This is a genomic window from Telluria sp. AC161 (genome assembly GCF_979258535.1).
In genome coordinates, this window is sequence record NZ_OZ409861.1 from 4,137,279 (window position 1) to 4,161,501 (window position 24,223).

General features: G+C 60.2%; 15 protein-coding genes, 2 tRNA genes and 3 rRNA genes. 8 read left to right on the top strand and 12 right to left on the bottom strand.

The window, feature by feature from the left end; genetic code table 11:
- The first annotated feature begins 21 nt into the window (after positions 1 to 21).
- From ACZ0AJ_RS18445 to ACZ0AJ_RS18455, 3 genes are all read left to right on the top strand, one after another.
- Positions 22 to 1,290, top strand: a complete 1,269-nt coding sequence (locus ACZ0AJ_RS18445; protein ID WP_499455906.1) for a dicarboxylate/amino acid:cation symporter — start codon at positions 22 to 24, stop codon at positions 1,288 to 1,290.
- Positions 1,291 to 1,371: 81 nt separating this feature from the next.
- Positions 1,372 to 2,655 carry a metal-dependent hydrolase family protein gene (locus ACZ0AJ_RS18450; protein ID WP_499455907.1) on the top strand — a complete coding sequence of 428 codons (1,284 nt, stop codon included), beginning with the start codon at positions 1,372 to 1,374 and terminating at the stop codon, positions 2,653 to 2,655.
- 31 nt (positions 2,656 to 2,686) lie between these two features.
- Complete coding sequence (locus tag ACZ0AJ_RS18455) at positions 2,687 to 3,760, top strand: type II asparaginase (protein WP_499455908.1); 1,074 nt, start codon at positions 2,687 to 2,689, stop codon at positions 3,758 to 3,760.
- On the opposite strand, the gene ACZ0AJ_RS18460 is transcribed toward ACZ0AJ_RS18455, so the two are convergent.
- Positions 3,761 to 5,644 (bottom strand): ABCB family ABC transporter ATP-binding protein/permease, encoded by a 1,884-nt coding sequence (locus ACZ0AJ_RS18460; RefSeq protein ID WP_499455909.1) that lies wholly within the window; start codon positions 5,642 to 5,644, stop codon positions 3,761 to 3,763.
- A gap of 56 nt (positions 5,645 to 5,700) precedes the next feature.
- Between ACZ0AJ_RS18460 and ACZ0AJ_RS18465 the strand changes: the two genes are divergently transcribed.
- Positions 5,701 to 6,144, top strand: coding sequence for an acyl-CoA thioesterase (locus ACZ0AJ_RS18465; protein ID WP_183555969.1), 444 nt, complete (start codon positions 5,701 to 5,703; stop codon positions 6,142 to 6,144).
- Positions 6,145 to 6,198: 54 nt separating this feature from the next.
- Here the strand turns inward: ACZ0AJ_RS18465 and ACZ0AJ_RS18470 are convergent, their stop codons facing one another.
- The 4 genes from ACZ0AJ_RS18470 to ACZ0AJ_RS18485 all read right to left on the bottom strand — a co-directional run bounded on the left by ACZ0AJ_RS18470 (position 6,199) and on the right by ACZ0AJ_RS18485 (position 13,037).
- Positions 6,199 to 7,881 (bottom strand): long-chain-fatty-acid--CoA ligase, encoded by a 1,683-nt coding sequence (locus ACZ0AJ_RS18470; protein WP_499455910.1) that lies wholly within the window; start codon positions 7,879 to 7,881, stop codon positions 6,199 to 6,201.
- Positions 7,882 to 7,970: 89 nt separating this feature from the next.
- On the bottom strand, positions 7,971 to 9,659 hold the full coding sequence (locus tag ACZ0AJ_RS18475; protein WP_499455911.1) for a long-chain-fatty-acid--CoA ligase: 1,689 nt from the start codon (positions 9,657 to 9,659) through the stop codon (positions 7,971 to 7,973).
- Positions 9,660 to 9,832: 173 nt separating this feature from the next.
- Complete coding sequence (locus ACZ0AJ_RS18480) at positions 9,833 to 10,909, bottom strand: aminopeptidase (RefSeq protein WP_499456814.1); 1,077 nt, start codon at positions 10,907 to 10,909, stop codon at positions 9,833 to 9,835.
- Between the two features lie 25 nt (positions 10,910 to 10,934).
- Entirely contained in the window at positions 10,935 to 13,037 is a 2,103-nt protein-coding gene (locus ACZ0AJ_RS18485) for a molybdopterin-containing oxidoreductase family protein (RefSeq protein WP_499455912.1), read from the bottom strand.
- Between the two features lie 245 nt (positions 13,038 to 13,282).
- Here ACZ0AJ_RS18485 and ACZ0AJ_RS18490 point away from each other — a divergent pair, with 245 nt between their 5' ends.
- Positions 13,283 to 14,476 (top strand): M20 aminoacylase family protein, encoded by a 1,194-nt coding sequence (locus ACZ0AJ_RS18490; protein WP_499455913.1) that lies wholly within the window; start codon positions 13,283 to 13,285, stop codon positions 14,474 to 14,476.
- A 45-nt stretch (positions 14,477 to 14,521) separates the two neighbouring features.
- Here ACZ0AJ_RS18490 and ACZ0AJ_RS18495 read toward each other — a convergent pair whose 3' ends face one another.
- Entirely contained in the window at positions 14,522 to 15,223 is a 702-nt protein-coding gene (locus tag ACZ0AJ_RS18495) for a suppressor of fused domain protein (RefSeq protein WP_499455914.1), read from the bottom strand.
- A gap of 140 nt (positions 15,224 to 15,363) precedes the next feature.
- On the opposite strand from ACZ0AJ_RS18495, the gene ACZ0AJ_RS18500 reads away from it, so the two are divergent.
- Both ACZ0AJ_RS18500 and ACZ0AJ_RS18505 read left to right on the top strand, forming a co-directional pair.
- Positions 15,364 to 15,927 carry an acyloxyacyl hydrolase gene (locus tag ACZ0AJ_RS18500; protein ID WP_332533527.1) on the top strand — a complete coding sequence of 188 codons (564 nt, stop codon included), beginning with the start codon at positions 15,364 to 15,366 and terminating at the stop codon, positions 15,925 to 15,927.
- Positions 15,928 to 16,047: 120 nt separating this feature from the next.
- Entirely contained in the window at positions 16,048 to 17,439 is a 1,392-nt protein-coding gene (locus ACZ0AJ_RS18505) for a DHA2 family efflux MFS transporter permease subunit (protein WP_499455915.1), read from the top strand.
- Positions 17,440 to 17,491: 52 nt separating this feature from the next.
- On the opposite strand, the gene ACZ0AJ_RS18510 is transcribed toward ACZ0AJ_RS18505, so the two are convergent.
- The 6 genes from ACZ0AJ_RS18510 to ACZ0AJ_RS18535 form a co-directional block, all read right to left on the bottom strand.
- Positions 17,492 to 17,776, bottom strand: coding sequence for a hypothetical protein (locus ACZ0AJ_RS18510; protein ID WP_499455916.1), 285 nt, complete (start codon positions 17,774 to 17,776; stop codon positions 17,492 to 17,494).
- Between the two features lie 174 nt (positions 17,777 to 17,950).
- A 5S ribosomal RNA gene (gene rrf, locus ACZ0AJ_RS18515) occupies positions 17,951 to 18,063 on the bottom strand.
- 154 nt (positions 18,064 to 18,217) lie between these two features.
- Positions 18,218 to 21,109, bottom strand: a 23S ribosomal RNA gene (locus ACZ0AJ_RS18520).
- A gap of 211 nt (positions 21,110 to 21,320) precedes the next feature.
- Positions 21,321 to 21,396 (bottom strand) — tRNA-Ala (locus ACZ0AJ_RS18525).
- 22 nt (positions 21,397 to 21,418) lie between these two features.
- Positions 21,419 to 21,495: transfer RNA gene (locus ACZ0AJ_RS18530), tRNA-Ile, on the bottom strand.
- An 82-nt stretch (positions 21,496 to 21,577) separates the two neighbouring features.
- Positions 21,578 to 23,110, bottom strand: a 16S ribosomal RNA gene (locus tag ACZ0AJ_RS18535).
- The 16S, 23S and 5S rRNA genes sit together here with 2 tRNA genes alongside, the layout of an rRNA operon.
- A gap of 524 nt (positions 23,111 to 23,634) precedes the next feature.
- On the opposite strand from ACZ0AJ_RS18535, the gene ACZ0AJ_RS18540 reads away from it, so the two are divergent.
- Complete coding sequence (locus tag ACZ0AJ_RS18540) at positions 23,635 to 24,045, top strand: DUF2061 domain-containing protein (RefSeq protein WP_258838229.1); 411 nt, start codon at positions 23,635 to 23,637, stop codon at positions 24,043 to 24,045.
- The last annotated feature ends 178 nt before the right edge of the window (positions 24,046 to 24,223 follow it).

The following is a 24,223-nucleotide window of genomic DNA, read 5'->3' on the forward strand; positions in this document are numbered from 1 at the left end:
GTCCCAAAGACAGGAAGCTTTATGAACAATCGAAACCGCCTGACCACTTATATTCTGATCGCGCTGGTGATCGGTATTCTGGTCGGCTATCTGGTCAACACCAATTCGGACACGGCCGGCGCGCAAAGCTTCGCCGACACGATGTCGTTGATCACGACGCTGTTCCTTCGCCTGATCAAGATGATCATCGCGCCGCTGGTGTTTGCCACCCTGGTGGTCGGCATTGCCAAGATGGGCGACGCCAAGGAAGTCGGCCGCATCGGCGTCAAGGCGCTGGGCTGGTTCTTCATCGCCTCGCTCATCTCGCTGTCGCTGGGCCTGATCCTGGTGAACCTGTTCCGTCCCGGTGACGCGCTGTTCGCCGCCGGCATGATGCCGCCAGTGGGCACGGATGCGGGCATTACCACCACCGGCCTGACGATGAAGGACTTCATCACCCACCTGGTGCCAACCTCCATTGTCGACGGCATGGCCCGTAACGAGATCCTGCAGATCGTCGTGTTCTCGGTGTTCTTCGGTACCGCTGCCGCTGCCGTCGGTGCGCGCGCCACGCCGATGATCGATGCCATCGACGGCGTTGCCCACGTCATGCTCAAGCTGACCGGCTATGTGATGAACTTCGCACCGATCGCAGTGCTGGCCGCCGTCTCGGGCATCATCGCCAAGAGCGGCCTGGGCGTGCTGTCGACGTATGGCGTCTTCATGGCCCAGTTCTACTTCGGCATTGCGCTCCTGTGGGTGGTGTTGATCGGCATCGGCATGATCTTCGTCGGCCCGCGCATCCTGCGCCTGATCGCCGAACTGCGTGGCCCGACCCTGCTGGCCTTCTCGACCGCATCGTCCGAAGCGGCGTTTCCGAAAACCCTGGAAGGCCTGGAGCGTTTCGGCGTCAAGAACCGCCTGGCCTCGTTCGTGCTGCCAATCGGTTACTCGTTCAACCTCGATGGCTCGATGATGTACTGCACCTTCGCCGCCGTCTTCATCGCCCAGGCTTACGGCATCGAGCTGTCGATGAGTACCCAGATCACGATGATGCTGGTGCTGATGCTGACCTCCAAAGGCATGGCCGGTGTGCCGCGTGCATCGCTGGTCGTGATCGCCGCCACGCTGAACCAGTTCGACATCCCGGAAGCCGGCCTGCTGCTGCTGCTGGCGATCGACCACTTCCTGGACATGGCCCGCTCGGCCACCAACGTCATCGGCAACGGCATCGCCACCGCCGTCGTTGCCAAGTGGGAGGGCGAGCTCGGAGAGCCGAACGCCGAACCCGCCATTTCACCGCTGCGCTAGGCGCGGCGGGCATTGCCTGACACCGAAGGCCTTCCAGCGATGGAGGGCCTTTTTTTTCATGAAAATAACGAGGGACGAACGATGAAAACCATGATGGCCGCCGGCATGCTGCTGGCCTTGAACAGCGCGCACGCCGCCACCCAGACAGTCGATTGCGGCCGCCTGCTGGACGTGCAGCAAGGCACCTGGCGCGAACGCGTCAGCATCGTCATCGAGAACGGCAGCATCGTCTCGGTCGGCCCCATGACCGGCGCCCCCGGCAATATCGACCTGTCGCGCCACGCCTGCCTGCCTGGCCTGATCGACATGCACGTGCACCTGACCAGCGAGACCCTGCCGGCAGTGGACGCCTACCGCGACCGCCTCACCGCCAACCCGGCCGACATGGCCTACCGTTCGATCAAGTTTGCCGAGCGCACGCTGATGGCAGGCTTTACGACGGTGCGCGACCTGGGCGCAGCCGATGACCTGAACATCGCCCTCAAGCGGGCGATTGCCGCCGGCGACGTGCCGGGCCCGCGCATGTTCACGGCCGGTAAATCGCTGGCCACCACGGGCGGGCATGCCGATCCGACCAACAACCTGTCGCACTTTTTGAACGAGAAGATCGGCACGCCCGGCCCGGTCGAGGGTGTTCTCAACAGCCCGGAAGAAGCCCGCCAGGCCGTGCGCCAGCGCTACAAGGATGGTGCGGACCTGATCAAGGTGACGGCCACCGGCGGTGTGCTGAGCCAAGCCGCCAGCGGCCAGAATTCGCAGTACACCGAGGACGAGCTGCGCGCCGTGGTCACGACCGCGAAGGATTACGGCTTTCGCGTCGCTGCCCACGCCCACGGCGCAGAAGGCATGAAACGCGCGCTGCGCGCCGGCGTCGACTCGATCGAACATGGCACGCTGATGGACGACGACGTCATCACGCTTTTCAAGAAGACCGGCGGCTGGTACGTGCCAACCATCTCGGCCGGCCGCTACGTGGCGGACAAGGCCAAGGTGCCGAACTACTACTCGGCGCTGGTGCAGCCCAAGGCGGCGGCGATCGGGCCGCAGCTGCAGGCCACGTTCGCCCGCGCCCACAAGGCCGGCGTGAAGATCGCGTTCGGCACCGATGCCGGCGTGTTCCCGCATGGCGAAAATGCGAAGGAATTCGGCTACATGGTCGAAGCGGGCATGACGCCGATCGAGGCAATCCGCGCCGCGACCGTCAATGCGGCCGTGCTGCTGGATCAGCCCAAGCGCCTGGGCGCGATCGCGCCGGGGTTCGCGGCCGACATCATCGCGGTCGAGGGCGACCCGCTCAAGGACGTCAAGCTGCTCGAGCAGGTCAAGTTCGTGATGAAGGATGGCGTCGTCTTTAAAAAGCTGTAAGCTGCCGGGTTTATAAAACCCGGAGACCTTCATGCTGTTCCCGCGATCTGCCCACGCCGCCCTGTGCGGCGTTCTTTTTCTGTTTGCGGCCGCCGTCCAGGCCCAGACCGCCAAGCTGCCGAACGTGACGATCCTCGCCACCGGCGGCACCATCGCCGGAACGGGCGCCAGCAGCACGACGACGGTCGGCTATACCGCTGCCACTGTCGGCGTGCAATCGCTGATCGCGGCCGTGCCCGAGATCACGAAGGTGGCCAACGTCACCGGCGAACAGGTATTCCAGATTGCCAGTGAAAACATCAGCGATGCGCAGTGGCTGCAACTGGCCAAACGCGTCAACGTGCTGCTGGCGCAAAGCAGCGTCGATGGCATCGTCATCACGCACGGCACCGACACGCTGGAAGAGACGGCATACTTTTTGAATCTGGTCGTCAAGAGCAAGAAGCCGGTGGTGGTGGTCGGCTCGATGCGGCCGTCAACGGCGCTGTCGGCCGACGGCCCGATCAATCTGTACAACGCGGTGCGCCTGGCCGGCACGCCTGACGCGGCGGGCCGCGGCGTGCTGGTGGCGATGAATGACCAGATCCACGCGGCGCGCGACGTCACCAAAGCCAATACGACGACGGCAGACACCTTCCGCACGACGGAGCTGGGCATGATCGGCTACATCCAGGGTGGCAAGCCGTTCTTTTATCGCGACGTGACGCGCAAGCACACGGTCGATACCGAATTCGATCTGGCCAAACTGGATGCGCTGCCGCAGGTGGACGTGGCGTACGCGTATGCGAACGTGGGCGATGTGGCGGTCAATGCGCTGGTGGCAGCCGGCGCCAAGGGTCTGGTGCATGCTGGTGTCGGCAACGGCAGCCTGCCTGCCAAAACCAGGCCGGCGCTGGTGGCTGCGCGGGCCAAGGGTGTCATCGTCGTGCGTGCGAGCCGCGTCGGCCAGGGCATCGTGGCGCGCAATGGCGAAGCCAATGACGATCAGCTGGACTTCGTGGTGGCCGATACGCTCAGTCCTCAGAAGGCGCGCATTCTGTTGATGCTGGCGTTGACGAAAACGACCAGCACCAAGGAAATTCAGCGGATGTTTTATACGTATTGATTACGTGCCGGATACCGTAGCGTGGACGGCTGCGCCGTCCACGCGTTCAAACGCTTCCGGCACCAGCGGCGGCGAGGCCACATCCTCGTCGGGCCGCGCCAGCTGCCGGTCCCACATCTGCGCATACAGGCCGCGCGCGGCCAGCAGCGAACCATGCGTGCCGCGCTCGACGATCTTGCCGTGATCGAGCACGATGATCTGCTGCGCATCGGCGATCGTGGACAGGCGGTGCGCAATCACCAGCGTCGTGCGGTTCTTCGCGATCTCTTTCAACTGCGCCTGGATCGCCTGCTCGGCGCGCGAGTCGAGCGCCGACGTGGCTTCGTCGAAGATCAGCAGCGCCGGGTCTTTCAGCAGCGTGCGCGCGATCGCCACGCGCTGCTTCTCGCCACCGGACAGTTTCAACCCCCGCTCACCCACCATGCTCTGATAGCCATCCGGCAGGCTTTCGATGAAGTCGTGGATCGACGCCGCGCGCGCGGCTGCCACGATGTCGTCGCGGCTGGCGCCGGGCCGGCCATACGCGATGTTGTATTCGATCGTGTCGTTGAACAGCACTGTATCTTGCGGGACGATGCCGATTGCCGCGCGCAGCGAAGACTGCGTGATGTCGCGCAGGTCCTGGCCATCGATGCGGATCGCGCCGCCGTTCACGTCATAGAAGCGAAACAGCAGGCGTGACAGCGTGGACTTGCCCGAGCCGCTGTGGCCCACCACCGCTGTCGTGGTGCCGGCGGCAATGGTGAAGTCGACGTCGAACAGGATCTGGCGCTTGGTCTCGTAGCTGAATTCCACGTGCGAGAACTCGACCTGCGCGCCCTTGATATCCAGCGGCAGCGCCTTGGGGCCGTCGGCCACTTCGCGGTTCTGGTCGAGCAGGCCAAACAGGCGCTCCATGTCGGCCAGGCTTTGCTTGATCTCGCGGTAGATCACGCCCAGGAAGTTCAGCGGCATGTACAGCTGGATCATGAAGGTGTTGACCAGCACCAGATCGCCCAGGCTCATGGTGCCGTTGATGACGCCCTGCGTGGCGCGCCACAGGATCAGCGTGACGGCAGTCGCGATGATCAGCGACTGGCCCGTGTTCAGGACCGACAGCGAGGTCTGCGAGCGCACGCCGGCGTTCTCGTAGTTCTTCAGGCCCTCGTCATAGCGTTTGGCTTCGTAGTCTTCGTTGCCGAAGTATTTCACCGTCTCGTAATTGAGCAGCGAGTCGATCGCCTTGGTACTGGCTTTCGATTCGAGGTCGTTCATCGTGCGCCGGAAGTGCGTACGCCATTCGGTGACCACCACGGTGAAGGTGATGTACGAGGCCAGCGCCACCGCGGTGATGATGCTGAACCAGATGTCGTAATTCAGTATCAGGTAGCCCAGCACCAGCGTGATCTCGACCAGCGTCGGCAGGATGTTAAAGAGCGAGTACGAGATCAGCGAGTTCACGCCACGCGTGCCGCGCTCGATGTCGCGCGTCATGCCGCCCGTCTGGCGGTTCAGGTGAAAGCGCAGCGACAGCGCGTGCAGGTGACGGAACACGCGCAGCGCGATGGTGCGCACGGCGCGCTGCGTCACGCGCGCGAACAGAAATTCGCGCAGCTCGGTGAAGACGGTCATCGACAGCCGCAGCAAGCCGTAGGCGATCAGCACGCCGACCGGCAGCACCATCAGTGCGTGCGGGTGCGCGGGATCGATGGCCAGGCCGTCGATCAGCCGCTTGAGCACCAGCGGCACGCCGACGTTGGCCATCTTGGCCGCGACCAGCGCGCCCATGGCGGCCAGCACGCGCCACTTGTAGACCCACAGGTACGGGAACAAGGTCTTGAGCGTTGCCCAGTCGTTGCGGGGAATGCCGGTAGGGTCCGGCGGAAGTGAGGTATTGCGGCGCATGGGGAGACTTTTGTGGTTCAATTCGGGTCGATTGTAGCTTTTACCGAGAATTCACGATGACCACGCCCGAAAATACCGTTACCACGCCCAGTACCATTCGCCTCCCCGCCGGCAAGATGCCCGAACTGCGGGTCATGCCCGCCCCGTCCGACGCCAATGTGTATGGCGATGTGTTCGGCGGCTGGATCATGGCCCAGGTCGACCTGGCCGGTTCGCTGCCGGCCACGCGCCGCGCCAATGGCCGCGTGGCGACCATCGCCGTGAACTCGTTTTTGTTCAAGAATCCGGTGTTCGTCGGCGACCTGCTGTCGTTCTATGCCGATATCACCAAGGTGGGCAACACGTCGATCACGGTGTTCGTCGAGGTGTACGCCGAGCGTAACCGGCTGGCGGCCGAAGTGGTCAAGGTGACCGAGGCGACGCTGACCTATGTGGCCACCGGTCCGGATCGCAAGCCGCGCCAGTTGCCGCCGCTCGAATCGCTGATCGCGAACCGGTAATCCGGTCGTGAAAAAGGCCGCCATGATGGCGGCCTCCAGAACCTCATGCCGGCATCAGCCCGGCTTTTTTTCGTCGCGCAATTCGCGCCGCAGGATCTTGCCGACGTTCGTCTTCGGCAGCGTCTCGCGGAACTCGACAAACTTCGGCCGCTTGTAGCCGGTCAGCTGCTCCTTGCAGAAGGCCTTGACCTGATCGGCGGTGAGGCTCGCGTCCTTCTTGACCACATACAGCTTGACCGCCTCGCCCGAGTGCTGGTCGGGCACGCCCACGCACGCCACTTCGAGCACGCCCGGCATCGCCGCGACCACGCCTTCGACCTCGTTCGGATACACATTGAAGCCCGAGACCAGGATCATGTCCTTCTTGCGATCGACGATGCGGGTGTAGCCCTTGTCGTCCATGATGCCGATGTCGCCGGTCTTGAAGAAGCCGTCGGGCGTCATGACCTTGGCCGTCTCGTCATCGCGCTGCCAGTAGCCGGCCATGACCTGCGGGCCACGCACGGCGATTTCGCCGGCGGTGCCGAACGGGACGGCATTGCCGGCATCGTCCAGGATGCGCAGTTCGGTCGATGGCAGCGGCAGGCCGATGGTGCCGGTGAACTCGCTGATGTCGCAGCGGTTGGCGGTGACCACGGGCGAGGTCTCGGACAAGCCGTAGCCTTCGACGATCGGGATGCCTGTCGTCTTGAGCCACTTGTCGGCCACCGCTTTTTGCACGGCCATGCCGCCGCCCGGGCACACCATCAGGCCCGAGAAATCGAGCTTGGCGAAATCGTCGTCGTTGAGCAGGCCGTTGTACAGGGTGTTTACGGCCGGGAAGATGTTGATGCGGTAGCCACCCAGCTCCTTGATGAAGCCCTTGATGTCGCGCGGGTTCGGGATCAACAGGTTCATGCCGCCCACGCGCAGGCCAAGCAGCGCGCAGACCGTCAGCGCATAGATGTGGTACAGCGGCAGCGCGCAGGCAAACTGCGGCTGCTCGCCCGCCAGCTGGCGCCCCAGGGTCGGCGCAAACCAGGCCTCGTTCTGCAGCACGTTGGCGATCACGTGGCGGTGCAGCAGCACCGCGCCCTTCGACACGCCCGTGGTGCCGCCCGTGTACTGCAGGAAGGCGATGTCGTCGTGGCCGATCGCAACCTGCCCCAGGGTTTCGCGCGCGCCCTCGGCCAGCACCTTGTTGAAGGCGACCGCGCCTGGCAGCGAGTAGGCCGGCACCATCTTCTTGACCTTGCGCACCACCAGGTTGACCAGCGTGCCTTTCAGGCCGCCCAGCAGGTCGCCCATCGTGGCCAGGATGACGTGTTTGACCTGCGTCTGGCCGAGCACCTGCTCCAGCGTGTGGGCAAAGTTTTCCAGCACCACGATCGCCTCGGCGCCCGAGTCGGTCAGCTGGTGCTGCAGCTCACGCGGGGTGTAGAGCGGATTCACGTTGACGACGACGTAACCGGCGCGCAGCACGGCGGCCAGCGCCACCGGATACTGCAGCACGTTGGGCATCATCAGCGCCACGCGCGCGCCGGGTTTCAGGCCCTTCGCCTGCAGCCAGGCGGCCATGCGCTGCGACATCGTATCGAGTTCGGAAAACGTGATGGACTTGCCCATGCAGGCATAGGCCTTGCGGTCGGCGTACTTGCGAAACGCCTCCTCGAGCAAATGCGCCAGCGAGCGATATTGCGTCGCATCGATCTCTGCCGGTACACCGGTTTCGTACGACGTGAGCCAGAATTTGTCCATGTATTCCACTGCCTTCCTTGTTGGTTCCAATAAAACGCCGAAGCCGCCTTGTAGGCGGCTTCGGCTGGTTGCCCATCATCCGCCGTGACTTATGCCACCGTGTCCGCCTGCTTTTCGTCCCGCAGCGCGCGGCGGAGAATCTTGCCGACGTTGGTCTTGGGAAGCTCATCGCGGAACTCGATGTACTTGGGGCGTTTGTAGCCGGTGAATTCCTGCTTGCAGTAGGCCAGCAAGTCGTCTGTCGTGAGGCCCGGGTCTTTTTTTACCACGAATACTTTGACCGCCTCGCCCGAATGGGCGTCCGGCACACCGACCACCGCGCATTCGAGCACGCCCGGATGGCCGGCGATCACGCCTTCGAGCTCGTTCGGGTACACGTTGAAACCCGACACCAGGATCATGTCCTTCTTGCGATCGACGATCCTGACGTAGCCGCCCTCGTCCATGATGCCAATGTCGCCCGAGCGGAAGAAGCCGTCGGCCGTCATGACCTTGGCGGTTTCGGCCGGCTGGTTCCAGTACCCCTGCATGACTTGCGGGCCGCGGATCGCGATCTCGCCGCTCTCGCCCCGCGCCACCGGGTTGCCTGCATCGTCGATGATGGCGATGTCGGTCGATGGCACCGGCAGGCCGATGGTGCCGGTGAAGTCCAGCACGTCGGCGCGGTTGCAGGTGGCCACCGGCGAGGTCTCGGACAGGCCGTAGCCTTCGATGATGGCCACGCCGGTGATATCGCGCCATTTGTCGGCCACAGCCTTTTGCACCGCCATGCCGCCGCCATTGCAGATACGCAGGCCGGAGAAATCGAGGTGGGCGAAATCGGGGTTGTTCACCAGCGCGTTGTACAGCGTGTTCACGGCCGGCAGCATGTTGAAGCGGTACTTGGCGAGCTCTTTGACGAAGCCCGGGATGTCGCGCGGGTTCACGATCAGCACGTTCAGGGCGCCCATGCGCATGCCCCACATGGCGCACGCGGTCAGCGCGAAGATGTGATACAGCGGCAGCGCGCACACGATCGTCAGTGGCTCGCCGCCCGCCTCGCCCAGCGCCGGTGCCGACCATGCTTCGCTTTGCAGCACGTTGGCGATCACGTTGCGGTGCGTGAGCGTGGCGCCTTTTGACGGCCCGGTGGTGCCGCCCGTGTACTGCAGGAAGGCGACGTCGCCGGCCTTGAGCGTGGCCGGCTTGAAGGTCATGCGGGCGCCCTGCGCCAGCGCGTCCTTGAACGACACCATGTTCGGCAGCGAAAACTCGGGCACCATCTTCTTGACGTGACGGACCACGAAATTGACCACCATGCCCTTGGCGCCGCCAAGCAGTTCGCCCATGTTCGCCACCACCACGTGGCGCAGCGGCGTCTTGCCCATCACCTTCTGCACGGTGTGGGCAAAGTTTTCCAGCACGATGATCGCTTCGGCGCCCGAGTCGGTGATCTGGTGTTCGAGTTCGCGCGCGGTGTAGAGGGGATTGACGTTGACGACGACGTAGCCGGCGCGCAGCACGGCGGCCAGCGCGATCGGGTACTGCAACACATTGGGCATCATGAGCGCCACGCGCGCGCCGGGCGTCAGGCCGCGGCTTTGCAGCCAGGCGGCGAGCTTTTGCGAATACGCGTCAAGTTCGCGGTAGGTGAGGAACTTGTCCATGCAGACAAAGGCATTGCGGTCCGCGAATTTGCTGAACGATTCTTCCAGCAATTGCACCAGCGAAGAGTACTGATCCGGATTGATCTCTGCCGGCATGCCTGGTGGATACGACTGCAGCCAAATCTTGTCCATGGGTTGCCTCTGTCTCGGGATCTTTTGCAAGATCATGATCGTTCTTGTCGACGGCCGTGCTATGTTGCCGGCTCGCGTGCGCACGAAGCTTATGCCTTTGCTATCGCTGGTTGTGATGCTATCGGGCAGCGCCCTTGTGCGCAAGCGCTTTTACGCCGATTGGAACCGGCCCTCTACGGCAGAGCACTCATGGTGCGCTGCACCACCTGCAGGCCCGTTGAACCCGTCGCAGCCAACCCCGTCAACACACGGGTACGCTCTTTCTTGTCGAGGGCGGCGAGGCGGTTGACGGCCTTGTAGAAACCCGTCCACGTTTTCTCGCGGCGCAGCAGGGCGCGAAACGCCGGCACCAGATCATTGTAGGTCGCCACCGAGGCAAGATGCGCATTGGACAGCGGCTCGGCAAAGAAGCGGTCATAGCCGGCGTAACCGCCCCAGTTTGCCTTGAGCACCTGGTAGTCGTTCTGCAGCGCGATGAACAGGCGGCCCTTGGTGGCGCGCTTGGTGGCGTCCGGTTCCATGCTCTTGTAGGTGCGCTCGAGCTCGCCGCGATAACGCAGCAGCAGCGCCAGGAAGTCGCGCTTGCGCGCCTTGTAGCGGTCGTAGGCTGCGCTCATGGCCGGGTTGCCGAAGCGTTCGAGCCAGGCTTCCACGCCGGCCTGCTCCACGGCGCTGGCGAACGATTCATTGAATTGCGAATCGCCCGCGACGTAGACGACCTGGTGCGCCAGCTCATGGAAGATCAGGCGCGCCAGTTCGGCGTCCGGGTAATTGATGAAGGTCGATACCAGCGGGTCGCTGAACCAGCCGAGCGTCGAATAGGCGCTCACGCCACCCACTTCCACGTCGTGGCCTTCTGCGCGCAGTTGCCGGGCATAGGCCTGGGCGTCGGTCTTGCTGTAGTAGCCGCGGTAGTTCACGCACCCGGCGACCGGGAAGCACCACTGGATCGGTTTGAGCGACAGTTCGGGCGTGGCCACCACGTTCCACAGCACGTAGGGGCGTTTGAGACTGGTGTAATTGGTGTAGCTGCCGTTATCGGGCAGCTGCATTTCCTGGATGGCAAAGCGGCGGATCTGGCGCGCCGCTTCGAGCCGGTGCCGCAATTTGGCGCTGGTGCCGGTGTCGGCGATCCAGTCGTCGATCGGGCGCGCATCGGACAGCAGTTGCAGCTGGCCTTGCGCGGCCTGGGTGTAGTACGAGAGCGATGAGCAGCTTGTCAACATCAGGGCCGCAGCTGCCGCGGCCATGAGCGGCCGGAAGGCCAGTGAGAATCTAGAGGGCGTCATCTCGTGTCGGGGGCGCGGCTTTTTCAACCTGCACCAGGGTGTCGTAGAAAGTGGGCGCCCGGCCCATGTCGGTCAAACGCTGGCTGGTGACTTCGTTGGCGTTCTTGCCGTCGGTGGCCAGTTTTTTCCACCAGATCGACAAGCCCACCACCAATCCAGCGCGCGCCTTGTCGGTCACGCGTGCACGGGCGAGGAACGAACCGCGGTCGTTATAAATGCGCGCCATGTCACCGTGCGCGATGCCGCGTGCGGCGGCGTCAAGCGGGTGGATGTCGAGGTGCGGTTCGCCCTCAGTTGCGCGCAGGCTCTGTACATTGACAAACGTTGAGTTGAGGAAGTTCCGTGCCGGCGGAGAAATCATGGCCAGCGGATAGGTTTTTGCCAGCTCGGGGTTCGATGCGACCGACTCGTACGGCGGGATGTACGTGGGCACCGGATCGAGGCCGTCGGCTAGCATGCTCTCGGAAAAGAACTCGCACTTGCCCGATGGCGTCGTGAAGCCGCCGTCGGCAAACGGCGCGTCCGGCATGTTGAGCTTGCTCCAGCCGGTGCGCTTGAGCGACTCCCAATCGAAGTGCACCGCCCGCGTATCCTTGCTGTTGAAGGCTTGCGCTGCGATAGCATCATCGCTCTCGCGGAAGCACGGATCGGTAAAGCCCATGCGCGCGGCCAGCAGGCGGAAGAACTCGGTATTCGGCTTGGATTCGCCCACCGGCTCGACAGCGGCGTTATTGGCCATCATGTACAGGTGGCCGTAGGCCAGGTGCGCATCGACGTGTTCGAGCTGCGTGGTGGCCGGCAGCAGGATGTCGGCGTAGTCGGCGCTGTCGGTATGAAAGTGCTCGAGCACCACGGTGAACAGGTCTTCGCGCTCGAAGCCTTGCTGCACCTTGCGCGAATCGGGCGCAATGGCCAGCGGGTTCGCGTTGTAGACGATGACGGCCTCGATCTTCGGACCGAAATCGGGCGCGCTCTCGCGCAGCAAGTCGTCGCCGATCGTGGTCATGTTGATCGTGCGCGGGGTGCGGCCGGCCAGCAGATCCGGGCGCTGCAGCGCCGGGCGGTTGGTCGGGAACGAGGCCGAGCTCGATAGCTGGATGCCGCCTGCGGGCAGGCGCCAGGCGCCCACCAGGGCCGGCAGGCAGGCGATATTGCGCACGGCCATGCCGCCGCCGCGCACGCGCTGGATGCCATAGTTGACGCGGATCGCGGCCGCTTCGCCGTTCTTTGCGGTCTGGCCGTACAGGCGCGCCAGGTTGACCACTTCATCGACGCTGATGCCGCAGATGGCGGCCGTGCGTTCAGGCGGCCATTCGAGCGCGCGCGCCTTGAGGGGCTCGAAACCCAGCGTGTGCTTGTCGATGTAGGCGTGGTCGAGCAGGTCCTCCTGGATCAGCACATGCATCATGCCCAGGGCCAGCGCGGCATCCGTGCCGGGCAGCAGCGCAATATGTTGATGGCATTTTTCGGCGGTGAGCGAGCGATACGGATCAATGGCAATCAAGGTGGCGCCATTGCGCTTGGCTTCTTGCGCGCGCATCCAGAAATGCAGGTTCGACGCGATCGGGTTACCGCCCCAGATCAGGATCAATTTGGCGTTCTGGAACTGTTCGAGGTCGGTGCCGATCGAACTACCGATGGAATACCGGTAGCCGGTTGCGCCGGCCGTGGCGCAGATGGTGCGATCGAGCAGCGACGCGCCCAGTTGATTGAAAAAGCGCAGCGACATCGATTCGCCCTGCACCAGGCCCATCGTGCCGCAATAGCTGTACGGCAGGATCGCCTCGGGGTCGCGCGCGGCGATGCCGGTCAGGCGCGTGGCGATCTCGTCCAGTGCGGCGTCCCATGTGATGCGCTCGAACTTGCCTTCGCCCTTGCGGCCGACGCGCCGCATCGGATACAGCACGCGGTCCGGGTGGTAGGTGCGCTCGATGTAGCGCGAGACCTTGGTGCACAGCACGCCGGCGGTGGTGGGATGGTCCGGGTCGCCCTTGACCTCTGTGGCGACGCCGTTCTCGACTTTGATCAGCAGCGCGCAGGTATCGGGGCAATCGTGGGGACAGGTCGCACGGACGGTGGTGGTGGTCATATTGTTATTTGGGCTTGAATGCAGGCTGCACTGAAAAAAACTGCGCTAAACCAATACTTTATACGATTCGGACGGGGTTCGTGACCTCCCCTGACAAGTCTGTTTAAGGCACGCTACAATAGTTAAAACCATGCCATGCAAGGGTGGCAAGACAACCGAGGGGCCTCCAGCAAACCCCTACGTGCAGCGCCTGACGCGCTGCAGCGCGCGGCAGCGTCACCGAGGTCCCCATCGCGGAGAACATCATGAAACTGGTTGAACCTATCCTGGCGTCACTCGCCGAAATCCAGGCAATCCGGCGCGACCTGCACGCGCATCCCGAATTGGGCTACGAAGAACACCGTACCGCGCAGATCGTGGCCGACCGGCTCGAAGCGTGGGGCATTCCCGTCGTGCGTGGCCTTGGCGTGACGGGCGTCGTCGGCATCATCAAGAACGGCACGTCCGAGCGCGCGATCGGCCTGCGCGCCGACATGGACGCGCTGCCCATGCAGGAAATCAATGGCTTCGCCCACGCGTCGACCAATGCGGGCAAGATGCACGCCTGTGGTCACGACGGCCACACGGCGATGCTGCTCGGCGCCGCGCACTATCTGGCGCAGCACCGTAATTTCGACGGCACCGTGTACCTGATTTTCCAGCCGGCCGAAGAAGGCGGCGGCGGCGGGCAGCGCATGATCGAGGATGGCCTGTTCGAACGCTTCCCGATGGACGCCGTGTACGGCATGCACAACTGGCCAGGCATCGCCGAAGGCACGTTTGCCGTGGTCGACGGGCCGATGATGGCGTCGAGTAACGAGTTTCGCGTGACCGTACGCGGCAAGGGCGCCCACGCGGCGCAGCCGCACCGCGGCATCGATCCGATCATGGTGGCGGTGCAGATCGCGCAGGCGTGGCAAACGATCATCTCGCGCGAAAAGAACCCGCTGCTCACGGCGGTGTTGTCGATTACCCAGATCCACGCAGGCAGTGCTACCAACATCATTCCGGATGAAGCGCAGCTGGTGGGCACGGTGCGTACGTTCACGACCGAGGTGCTCGACCTGATCGAGCGACGCATGCAGGAAATGGCCGACGGGATTGCTGCGGGCTTTGGCGCGACGGTCGACTTTGGCTTCAAGCGCAAGTATCCGCCGCTGGTAAACCACACCGAGCAGACCGCGTTTGCGATCGAGGCAATGCGCGCGGTGGTGGGCCCGGACGCGGTCAATGTGAATGTCGAGCCGACCATGGGCGCCGAGGATTTCGCCTTCATGCTGCAGGCCAAGCCAGGCTGCTATGTCTTCCTGGGCAATGGCGACGGCGACCATCGCACGGGTGGCCACGGTCTTGGGCCATGCCAGTTGCACAATGCCAGTTACGACTTCAACGACAACCTGCTGCCAATTGGCGCGAGCTATTGGGTACGCCTGGCGGAGACGAGTCTGCCGGTTGCCTGACAACGTGCAGGGCCGGGCGTCGCGCCCGGCCCTGCCTGACGGCGCCTAGAACAGGCCGAGGAATTTTTTCTTGACCGTGTTCTTGCGCGCCGGATCGACGACATCGGTCACGTCCTTGTCGTTGAACTTGTCGATCAGGGCGGCAAAACCCTGGTGCCGCGCCAGATCCAGTTCTTCCTTGAACAGCGGCACGACGCAGTGGAAGTAAATGTCCTTGCCTTCGACCGTCACCGAGTGAAACGGTTCCGGCGTCGACACCGGCGGCAGCAGGATGGCGCCGCAAAAGCCCACGCCCTCGACGTAGGGCTTGAGCGGTGCGCCGTTGGGCAGCGCATGGCCCAGGCCAATCCAGGTGCCCTGGTTATGCGGATAGTGCGCCAGATGGCGCATCAGGGCCACCGGCCAGTACCAGCGTTCTTCCTTGATCGCCGCTTCGTCGAGCTGCCAGTTCGCCGGCAGGGTCATGATCAGCTCGGCGAACGGCGGCGCGCCTTCCGGCGTCGTCATCGGACGCTTGCTCATTCCCGAGGTCACGAGACGCACGTAAGGGAAGTCGGCGGTTGGTGCGATCACGTGGATGTCGACCTGGACGGCGCCGCCATCGGTCTCGTGGAAGAACATCGCGGGCGCGCCCAGGTGCGTGGCAATGTGTTCGCCAACAGGGTCATGCGGCAGCACGACGGATTCGGGTTGGCGCTGCATCGGCGCGGTCAACGGATACAGCGGAGTGATGGTTGGTTCGGCCATGGTGATCGATCGATATTGTTGCGGCGGGCGCCTATGATACCTGTGCCGCCCGCTTGCGTGGCTGCCAGCACGCTATTGTTCTCGCTAGTACAATACCGCATTATTCCAAAATGTCATCCCCCACCCTTTCCAGGTAGACCATGTTCACTCTCAAAAAAATCAGCATGCTGGCGCTGGCCAGCGCCGCGCTGTGCGCGCCTGCCGCGTTCGCCCAATCCACCGTGGGCAACGGTTATATCGATTCCGTGTCGTTCGAATACGGTACTAACCCGCAGCAGCGCATGGGCCGCGTCGCGATCCAGTCGGACTGGGACAAGCAGTGGTTCGCCGGCAATGGTCGCCATCTGTCGGGTTACTTTGAAACGAACCTGGCCCTGTGGCGCCTGAATTCGTACGAGAACGTTCGTGGTCGCAACAAGAACATCGGCGTGCTGGGCTTTACCCCGGTGTTCCGCTACCAGAACGACAACAAGCTGGGCCTGTATGGTGAAATTGGTATCGGCCTGAACCTGCTGTCGACGCTGTACAAGAATGAAGACAAGGAACTGTCGACCGCGTTCCAGTTTGGCGACCATATCGGCGTGGGCTATACCACCGCCAAGTGGGACTTCGGCCTGAAATACCAGCACTATTCGAACGGCAGCATCAAGAGCCCGAACGCCGGCGCGAACTGGCTCGTCGCAAAGGCAGCCTACCGCTTCTGATGGGTTTTATTACCCGCGTGACACCCGCCCCGGCCGCGGGTGCACGGCGCGGGTAAATAGCATTTCGTGACACAATCGGGCCTTTCGCGGCGTAGTCCGCGCGCTGCTGTCGAGGCCCGATTGACTCCTTCGCCCACCCTCAAACGCTATCTCCCCTGGCTCGTCGCCATCGCGCTGTTCATGGAACAGCTGGACGCGACCATCGTCAATACCGCCATTCCCAGCATCGCCGCCAGTCTTGGCGTCACACCGCTCAGTCTCAAATCCGTCGTCACCAGCTATATCCTGGGCCTGGCTGTCGGTATTCCGCTCAGTGGCTGGATGGCCGATCGCTTCGGTACCCGACGCGTGTTTTTTACCGCAATTTCAATTTTCACCTTTGCGTCCGTGTTGTGCGGCTTGTCGGTCGATGCGCGCATGATGACGGCCGCGCGCCTGCTGCAAGGGTTGGGCGGCGCGATGATGATCCCGATCGGGCGTCTGTCGATCGTGCGTACGTTTCCCAAGAACGAGTTACTGGGAGCGATGAACTTCGTGATCATCCCGGCGCTGATCGGTCCATTGCTGGGCCCCACAATCGGCGGGCTGATCGTGCACTGGACCACCTGGCGTGTGATCTTCTTCGTCAATGTTCCAGTGGGCTTGATCGCGCTGTACTTTGTCTGGCGGCATATGCCGGATTACCGTGCGGAGCAGCGGCGCCCGCTTGATGTGGCCGGCCTGCTGCTGTTCAGCAGCGGCACGGCCTTGCTGTCCTGGGTGCTGGAAGTGTTTGGCGAGCACACGCTCGACGGCATCACGGCTGGTCTGCTGTTCTTGCTGGCACTGGGTTTTCTCGGCGCCTACGCCTGGCATGCATGCCGCACGAAGTTTCCGTTGCTGCGCCTGACGCTGCTCAAGGTGCGGACTTTCCGCATCGCGGTGCTGGGCGGCTTCGTCACCCGTCTCGGCGTCGGTGGCCTGCCGTTCCTGCTGCCGCTGCTGTACCAGCTGGGCCTGGGGATGCCGGCGTGGCAGTCGGGGCTCATGATGATGCCGTCTGCATTGGCGGCGATGGGGATGAAGCTGTTCGCGCCGCGCCTGCTGGCGCGCTTCGGTTATCGGCAGGTGCTGCTGGCCAACACGATCATGATTGGTTTCACCATCGCCATGTTCACGCTGGTCGATGCCGGCTCGCCATTGATCATGATCGTGTGCATCAGCCTGATGCTGGGGTTCTTTAACTCGCTGCAGTTTTCGAGCATGAACACGCTGGCCTACGCCGACATTGAACCGGCGGACTCGAGCATGGCGAGCACGATCTCCAGCTCGCTGCAGCAATTGTCGATGAGCTTTGGCCTGGCGGCAGGATCGATCGTCACTGCCTGGTTCCTTGGTGACGTGTCCCAGACCAATGGGGGCCAGGTGACGCAAGCGATACACCACGGGTTCATGGCGCTGGCGATTTTGACGCTGTTCTCTTCCCTGGTGTTCTGGCGCCTGCGCCGCGACGATGGCGACAGCATCAGCTAGAGCCGCGGCGTGGCCAAGACGGTTGAACCGGTGACGGTGACGGGGCAGTAGGTTACGCCGGCCTTGTGAGGGGGGCGAGGACTTTTTCGCGGTTGTTCAGGATGAAACTCACGAAGGTCGGCTCTTTGACGGCCAGGCGTACCAGACCCGGCAGCAATGGATAGCAGAATGTGGCGATTCTTCGCACGCATTCATCATCGCGCAGGGCAGCTTGCGCGGCCTGGCCTGTGCCGCCGTGCAGCATTGGTGCGAGCGTGGCGCGTTGCTTGTCTACAATGGCGGCGATGGGCGTCATGAGTCTGGCGTTCAACGCGGCATGGTCGATGGGATCTGACATGGTGATTCTCCAGTGGTGGTCGATGGAGAATGTTGGCGTAGAGCCGGCTGGTCGATGCTGATGTTGGGCAACAGAGTGGCCAAGTCCCGCCTTGCGTGGAAAGCAGCAACATATCGAACGCCCAAAGCGAAAAGCCCCACTCAGATCACTGAGTGGGGCTTTTCTATATAACTAGCCTGACGATAACCTACTTTCACACTGGTTGCAGCACTATCATCGGCGCAAAGTCGTTTCACGGTCCTGTTCGGGATGGGAAGGGGTGGGACCGACTTGCTATGGTCATCAGGCATAACTTGTACGAATGTCGCTTGAACGCGTGGACGGCATAGCCATCCACCCTACGTCAGGTGACACTCTGAATCTGGAAGAAGTAGTTTTTATTGGGGTCGTATTTGTATCAACAACAGCTGAACTCTTGTAACCCTGGACTACCAAGGTTATAGGGACAAGCCGTACGGGCAATTAGTACTGGTTAGCTTAATGCATTACTGCACTTCCACACCCAGCCTATCAACGTCCTGGTCTCGAACGACCCTTTAAAGAGCTCAAGGCTCTGGGAAATCTCATCTCAAGGCAAGTTTCCCGCTTAGATGCTTTCAGCGGTTATCTCTTCCGAACTTAGCTACCCGGCAATGCCACTGGCGTGACAACCGGTACACCAGAGGTTCGTCCACTCCGGTCCTCTCGTACTAGGAGCAGCCCCCTTCAAATTTCCAACGCCCACGGCAGATAGGGACCAAACTGTCTCACGACGTTTTAAACCCAGCTCACGTACCACTTTAAATGGCGAACAGCCATACCCTTGGGACCGGCTACAGCCCCAGGATGTGATGAGCCGACATCGAGGTGCCAAACTCCCCCGTCGATATGAACTCTTGGGAGGAATCAGCCTGTTATCCCCAGAGTACCTTTTATCCGTTGAGCGATGGCCCTTCCATACAGAACCACCGGATCACTATGTCCTACTTTCGTACCTGCTCGACTTGTCGGTCTCGCAGTTAAGCACGCTTATGCCATTGCACTATCATCACGATGTCCGACCGTAATTAGCGTACCTTCGAACTCCTCCGTTACACTTTAGGAGGAGACCGCCCCAGTCAAACTGCCTACCATGCACTGTCCCCGATCCGGATAACGGACCAAGGTTAGAACCTCAAATGAACCAGGGTGGTATTTCAAGGTTGGCTCCACAAACACTAGCGTGTCTGCTTCAAAGCCTCCCACCTATCCTACACAGATTGATTCAAAGTCCAATGCAAAGCTACAGTAAAGGTTCATGGGGTCTTTCCGTCTAGCCGCGGGTAGATTGCATCATCACAAACATTTCAACTTCGCTGAGTCTCGGGAGGAGACAGTGTGGCCATCGTTACGCCATTCGTGCAGGTCGGAACTTACCCGACAAGGAATTTCGCTACCTTAGGACCGTTATAGTTACGGCCGCCGTTTACTGGGACTTCAATCAAGAGCTTGCACCCCATCATTTAATCTTCCAGCACCGGGCAGGCGTCACACCCTATACGTCCACTTTCGTGTTTGCAGAGTGCTGTGTTTTTATTAAACAGTCGCAGCCACCATTTTATTGCAACCCGTTCATCCTCATGGAGTAAACCAATCAAACTACTAGGGCGTACCTTATCCCGAAGTTACGGTACCAATTTGCCGAGTTCCTTCTCCCGAGTTCTCTCAAGCGCCTTAGAATACTCATCTCGCCCACCTGTGTCGGTTTGCGGTACGGTCTCGTATGACTGAAGCTTAGAGGCTTTTCTTGGAACCACTTCCGATTGCTTCAGAACCTAAGTTCCTCGTCTCGACCCCTTGAATTACGTACCCGGATTTGCCTAAGTACCTTCTATGAGTCAAAAACTGGCTATTCCAACAGCCAGACAACCTTCCGCGATCCGTCCCCCCATCGCATCATACGACGGTGCAGGAATATTAACCTGCTTCCCATCAGCTACGCATCTCTGCCTCGCCTTAGGGGCCGACTCACCCTGCTCCGATGAACGTTGAACAGGAAACCTTGGGCTTACGGCGTGGAGGCTTTTCACCCCCATTATCGCTACTCATGTCAGCATTCGCACTTCTGATACCTCCAGCATCCTTTACAAGACACCTTCGCAGGCTTACAGAACGCTCTCCTACCATATTGATCAAGTAATAAATTACGAGAAAAATATCCGCAGCTTCGGTGACTGGCTTAGCCCCGTTACATCTTCCGCGCAGGACGACTCGATCAGTGAGCTATTACGCTTTCTTTAAATGATGGCTGCTTCTAAGCCAACATCCTGACTGTTTTAGCCTTCCCACTTCGTTTTCCACTTAGCCAATCTTTGGGACCTTAGCTGGCGGTCTGGGTTGTTTCCCTCTTGACACCGGACGTTAGCACCCGATGTCTGTCTCCCAAGCTCGCACTCATCGGTATTCGGAGTTTGCAATGGTTTGGTAAGTCGCAATGACCCCCTAGCCATAACAGTGCTCTACCCCCGATGGTGATACTTGAGGCACTACCTAAATAGTTTTCGGAGAGAACCAGCTATTTCCAAGTTTGTTTAGCCTTTCACCCCTACCCACAGCTCATCCCCTAATTTTTCAACATTAGTGGGTTCGGACCTCCAGGGCGTGTTACCGCACCTTCATCCTGGCCATGGGTAGATCACTTGGTTTCGGGTCTACACCCAGCGACTGTCGCCCTATTCGGACTCGATTTCTCTACGGCTCCCCTATACGGTTAACCTTGCCACTGAATGTAAGTCGCTGACCCATTATACAAAAGGTACGCAGTCACGGAACAAGTCCGCTCCTACTGTTTGTATGCACACGGTTTCAGGATCTATTTCACTCCCCTCCCGGGGTTCTTTTCGCCTTTCCCTCACGGTACTGGTTCACTATCGGTCGATTACGAGTATTTAGCCTTGGAGGATGGTCCCCCCATGTTCAGACAGGATTTCTCGTGTCCCGCCCTACTTGTCGTATGCTTAGTACCACCGTTCAGATTTCGTGTAAGGGGCTATCACCCTCTATGGCGCTTATTTCCAGAAGCTTCCACTATCCGATCGACTATTACATACAGGCTCATCCCATTTCGCTCGCCACTACTTTGGGAATCTCGGTTGATTTCTTTTCCTGCAGCTACTTAGATGTTTCAGTTCGCCGCGTTCGCTTTGCATACCTATGTATTCAGTATGCAATGACCTATAAAGGCCGGGTTTCCCCATTCGGAAATCTGCGGATCAAAGCTCGTTTGCTAGCTCCCCGCAGCTTATCGCAAGCTACTACGTCCTTCATCGCCTGTAATCGCCAAGGCATCCACCATGTGCACTTATTCGCTTGTCCCTATAACGTTGGCCTCTGCTGACAACAGAGATCGTCACAGGTACAAGAGTACAGCTGTGTTGCAATGATACAAATACTACTACCCAAGCACATGCTGTCGCATGTGCTTAAAAACTTTACTTCTTCCAGATTGTTAAAGAACGAAAAAACAGTGATCTCGAAAAGACCAAACCTAAGCATCTATGCTTACGTTTGAACTTTTACCATTTGATGGTGGAGGATGACGGGATCGAACCGACGACCCCCTGCTTGCAAAGCAGGTGCTCTCCCAGCTGAGCTAATCCCCCATTAGGTGATGCTAGTGCTGATTGGTAGGGCTGGTTGGACTCGAACCAACGACCCCCGCGTTATCAACACGGTGCTCTAACCAGCTGAGCTACAGCCCCGATAAAACTGTTCTTTACTTGTTCAACAGTCGATAAGCGTGGACGCTTGATGATGAGACTTTCGTCTCCGGTGCTACTCTAGAAAGGAGGTGATCCAGCCGCACCTTCCGATACGGCTACCTTGTTACGACTTCACCCCAGTCACGAATCCTACCGTGGTAAGCGCCCTCCTTGCGGTTAAGCTACCTACTTCTGGTAAAACCCGCTCCCATGGTGTGACGGGCGGTGTGTACAAGACCCGGGAACGTATTCACCGCGACATGCTGATCCGCGATTACTAGCGATTCCAACTTCACGCAGTCGAGTTGCAGACTGCGATCCGGACTACGATACACTTTCTGGGATTAGCTCCCCCTCGCGGGTTGGCGGCCCTCTGTATGTACCATTGTATGACGTGTGAAGCCCTACCCATAAGGGCCATGAGGACTTGACGTCATCCCCACCTTCCTCCGGTTTGTCACCGGCAGTCTCATTAGAGTGCTCAACTAAATGTAGCAACTAATGACAAGGGTTGCGCTCGTTGCGGGACTTAACCCAACATCTCACGACACGAGCTGACGACAGCCATGCAGCACCTGTGTTACGGTTCTCTTTCGAGCACAGCCAAATCTCTTCGGCCTTCCGTACATGTCAAGGGTAGGTAAGGTTTTTCGCGTTGCATCGAATTAATCCACATCATCCACCGCTTGTGCGGGTCCCCGTCAATTCCTTTGAGTTTTAATCTTGCGACCGTACTCCCCAGGCGGTCTACTTCACGCGTTAGCTGCGTTACCAAGTTAATTAAAACCCGACAACTAGTAGACATCGTTTAGGGCGTGGACTACCAGGGTATCTAATCCTGTTTGCTCCCCACGCTTTCGTGCATGAGCGTCAATCTTGACCCAGGGGGCTGCCTTCGCCATCGGTGTTCCTCCACATCTCTACGCATTTCACTGCTACACGTGGAATTCTACCCCCCTCTGCCAGATTCTAGCCTTGCAGTCTCCAACGCAATTCCCAGGTTGAGCCCGGGGATTTCACGTCAGACTTACAAAACCGCCTGCGCACGCTTTACGCCCAGTAATTCCGATTAACGCTTGCACCCTACGTATTACCGCGGCTGCTGGCACGTAGTTAGCCGGTGCTTATTCTTCAGGTACCGTCATTAGCGAGGGATATTAGCCCCCACCGTTTCTTCCCTGACAAAAGAGCTTTACAACCCGAAGGCCTTCTTCACTCACGCGGCATTGCTGGATCAGGCTTTCGCCCATTGTCCAAAATTCCCCACTGCTGCCTCCCGTAGGAGTCTGGACCGTGTCTCAGTTCCAGTGTGGCTGGTCGTCCTCTCAGACCAGCTACTGATCGTGGCCTTGGTGAGCCTTTACCTCACCAACTAGCTAATCAGATATCGGCCGCTCCAGGAGCACAAGGTCCGAAGATCCCCTGCTTTCATCCTTAGATCGTATGCGGTATTAGCGTAACTTTCGCTACGTTATCCCCCACTCTTGGGTACGTTCCGATATATTACTCACCCGTTCGCCACTCGCCGCCAGGTTGCCCCGCGCTGCCGTTCGACTTGCATGTGTAAAGCATGCCGCCAGCGTTCAATCTGAGCCAGGATCAAACTCTTCAGTTCAATCTCTGTTTGTTGGCATTTCTGCCACCCTACCTTACGGCAGGGGTCGCTCACTCAAAATACTGACCGTTACTCATTGCTGAGCAACGTATTTCTTTTTTGTGAACATTTGATAATTTAAGTAATCAAGAACCGAAGTTCTTGGCACCTTCATCAAACGCCCACACTTATCGACTGTTAATTTTTAAAGAACTTTATTCGGTGCTGCTTCTGCTGTTTGCTACGAAGCGTTGTGTTCGTTAGCAGCAGAGAGGCGAGATTATGAAGTGTTTCTCATTTTTCGTCAACCCCTTCTTTCCTTCGCTGTCGCTGCTTTTAAGCAGTGTCTGCGTCGGGCAGAACGAGACTATAACAAACTTGTGACATGTTCGGCAAGGGGCTTATGAAATACTGCGGTCTATCGCAATTAGACCCTCAATAGGAAGACGCTATCGCAATGGTAGATATATATGCCTTTGTGTGCTAATCGAGAATGACTATCATTTGCCTCTACCGTATCAACACGTGCAATCTCAGGAGTCAAGATGGTCGTTGCTGCCAAGAAAACCAGTCAAGTCATCACCCACATGGCCATTGCTTTCGCCATTGCGTACGCGCTGACTGGTTCGGTCATGTTCAGCGGCCTCGCAATCATCATTGAGCCCGTGATCAATGTGCTGCTCCTCCCTTTCCACGAGAAAGCCTGGGAGGCCATCCGAGCCCGGGCACGCTCCGAGCGCGAACGCTATGCCCGACGCGCTGCCGAAAAAGTCAGCCAGACCGCCATGCATATGGTCGTGGGGTTCACCGTCATTTACTGCGCGACGGGCTCGCTCGCGTCCGGCGGTATCGCGGCCATCCTTGAACCGGTATGCAATGTACTTCTGCTGCCAATTCACGACCGCTTCTGGGACCGGCTCGAATTGCGCGTCGCCGGCCAGCACGGCGCTGCCTGAGTCACTCGTGGCGAAGGCTGCACAGGCTCGGCAATAACAGATGGAGCAGCTTGACCATCCCATCCAGCATGAGGGTCACAGCAACGCTTAACACCATGACCAGGCTGTCCGTGCGCAAGTGCCTGCGCCAGCTCGGTCGGAACAGATCGATCCTCCACAGCAGTGTCTTACCACCCAT

Excerpts from the sequence above, each read along its gene's own strand:
- ACZ0AJ_RS18470 (WP_499455910.1), bottom strand. The coding sequence starts at position 7,881 with ATGGACAAATTCTGGCTCACGTCGTACGAAACCGGTGTACCGGCAGAG.
- ACZ0AJ_RS18460 (WP_499455909.1), bottom strand. The coding sequence starts at position 5,644 with ATGCGCCGCAATACCTCACTTCCGCCGGACCCTACCGGCATTCCCCGC.
- ACZ0AJ_RS18500 (WP_332533527.1), top strand. The coding sequence starts at position 15,364 with ATGTTCACTCTCAAAAAAATCAGCATGCTGGCGCTGGCCAGCGCCGCG.
- ACZ0AJ_RS18540 (WP_258838229.1), top strand. The coding sequence starts at position 23,635 with ATGGTCGTTGCTGCCAAGAAAACCAGTCAAGTCATCACCCACATGGCC.
- ACZ0AJ_RS18495 (WP_499455914.1), bottom strand. The coding sequence starts at position 15,223 with ATGGCCGAACCAACCATCACTCCGCTGTATCCGTTGACCGCGCCGATG.
- ACZ0AJ_RS18465 (WP_183555969.1), top strand. The coding sequence starts at position 5,701 with ATGACCACGCCCGAAAATACCGTTACCACGCCCAGTACCATTCGCCTC.
- ACZ0AJ_RS18490 (WP_499455913.1), top strand. The coding sequence starts at position 13,283 with ATGAAACTGGTTGAACCTATCCTGGCGTCACTCGCCGAAATCCAGGCA.
- ACZ0AJ_RS18485 (WP_499455912.1), bottom strand. The coding sequence starts at position 13,037 with ATGACCACCACCACCGTCCGTGCGACCTGTCCCCACGATTGCCCCGAT.
- ACZ0AJ_RS18455 (WP_499455908.1), top strand. The coding sequence starts at position 2,687 with ATGCTGTTCCCGCGATCTGCCCACGCCGCCCTGTGCGGCGTTCTTTTT.
- ACZ0AJ_RS18510 (WP_499455916.1), bottom strand. The coding sequence starts at position 17,776 with ATGTCAGATCCCATCGACCATGCCGCGTTGAACGCCAGACTCATGACG.
- ACZ0AJ_RS18445 (WP_499455906.1), top strand. The coding sequence starts at position 22 with ATGAACAATCGAAACCGCCTGACCACTTATATTCTGATCGCGCTGGTG.
- ACZ0AJ_RS18450 (WP_499455907.1), top strand. The coding sequence starts at position 1,372 with ATGAAAACCATGATGGCCGCCGGCATGCTGCTGGCCTTGAACAGCGCG.
- ACZ0AJ_RS18475 (WP_499455911.1), bottom strand. The coding sequence starts at position 9,659 with ATGGACAAGATTTGGCTGCAGTCGTATCCACCAGGCATGCCGGCAGAG.
- ACZ0AJ_RS18480 (WP_499456814.1), bottom strand. The coding sequence starts at position 10,909 with ATGGCCGCGGCAGCTGCGGCCCTGATGTTGACAAGCTGCTCATCGCTC.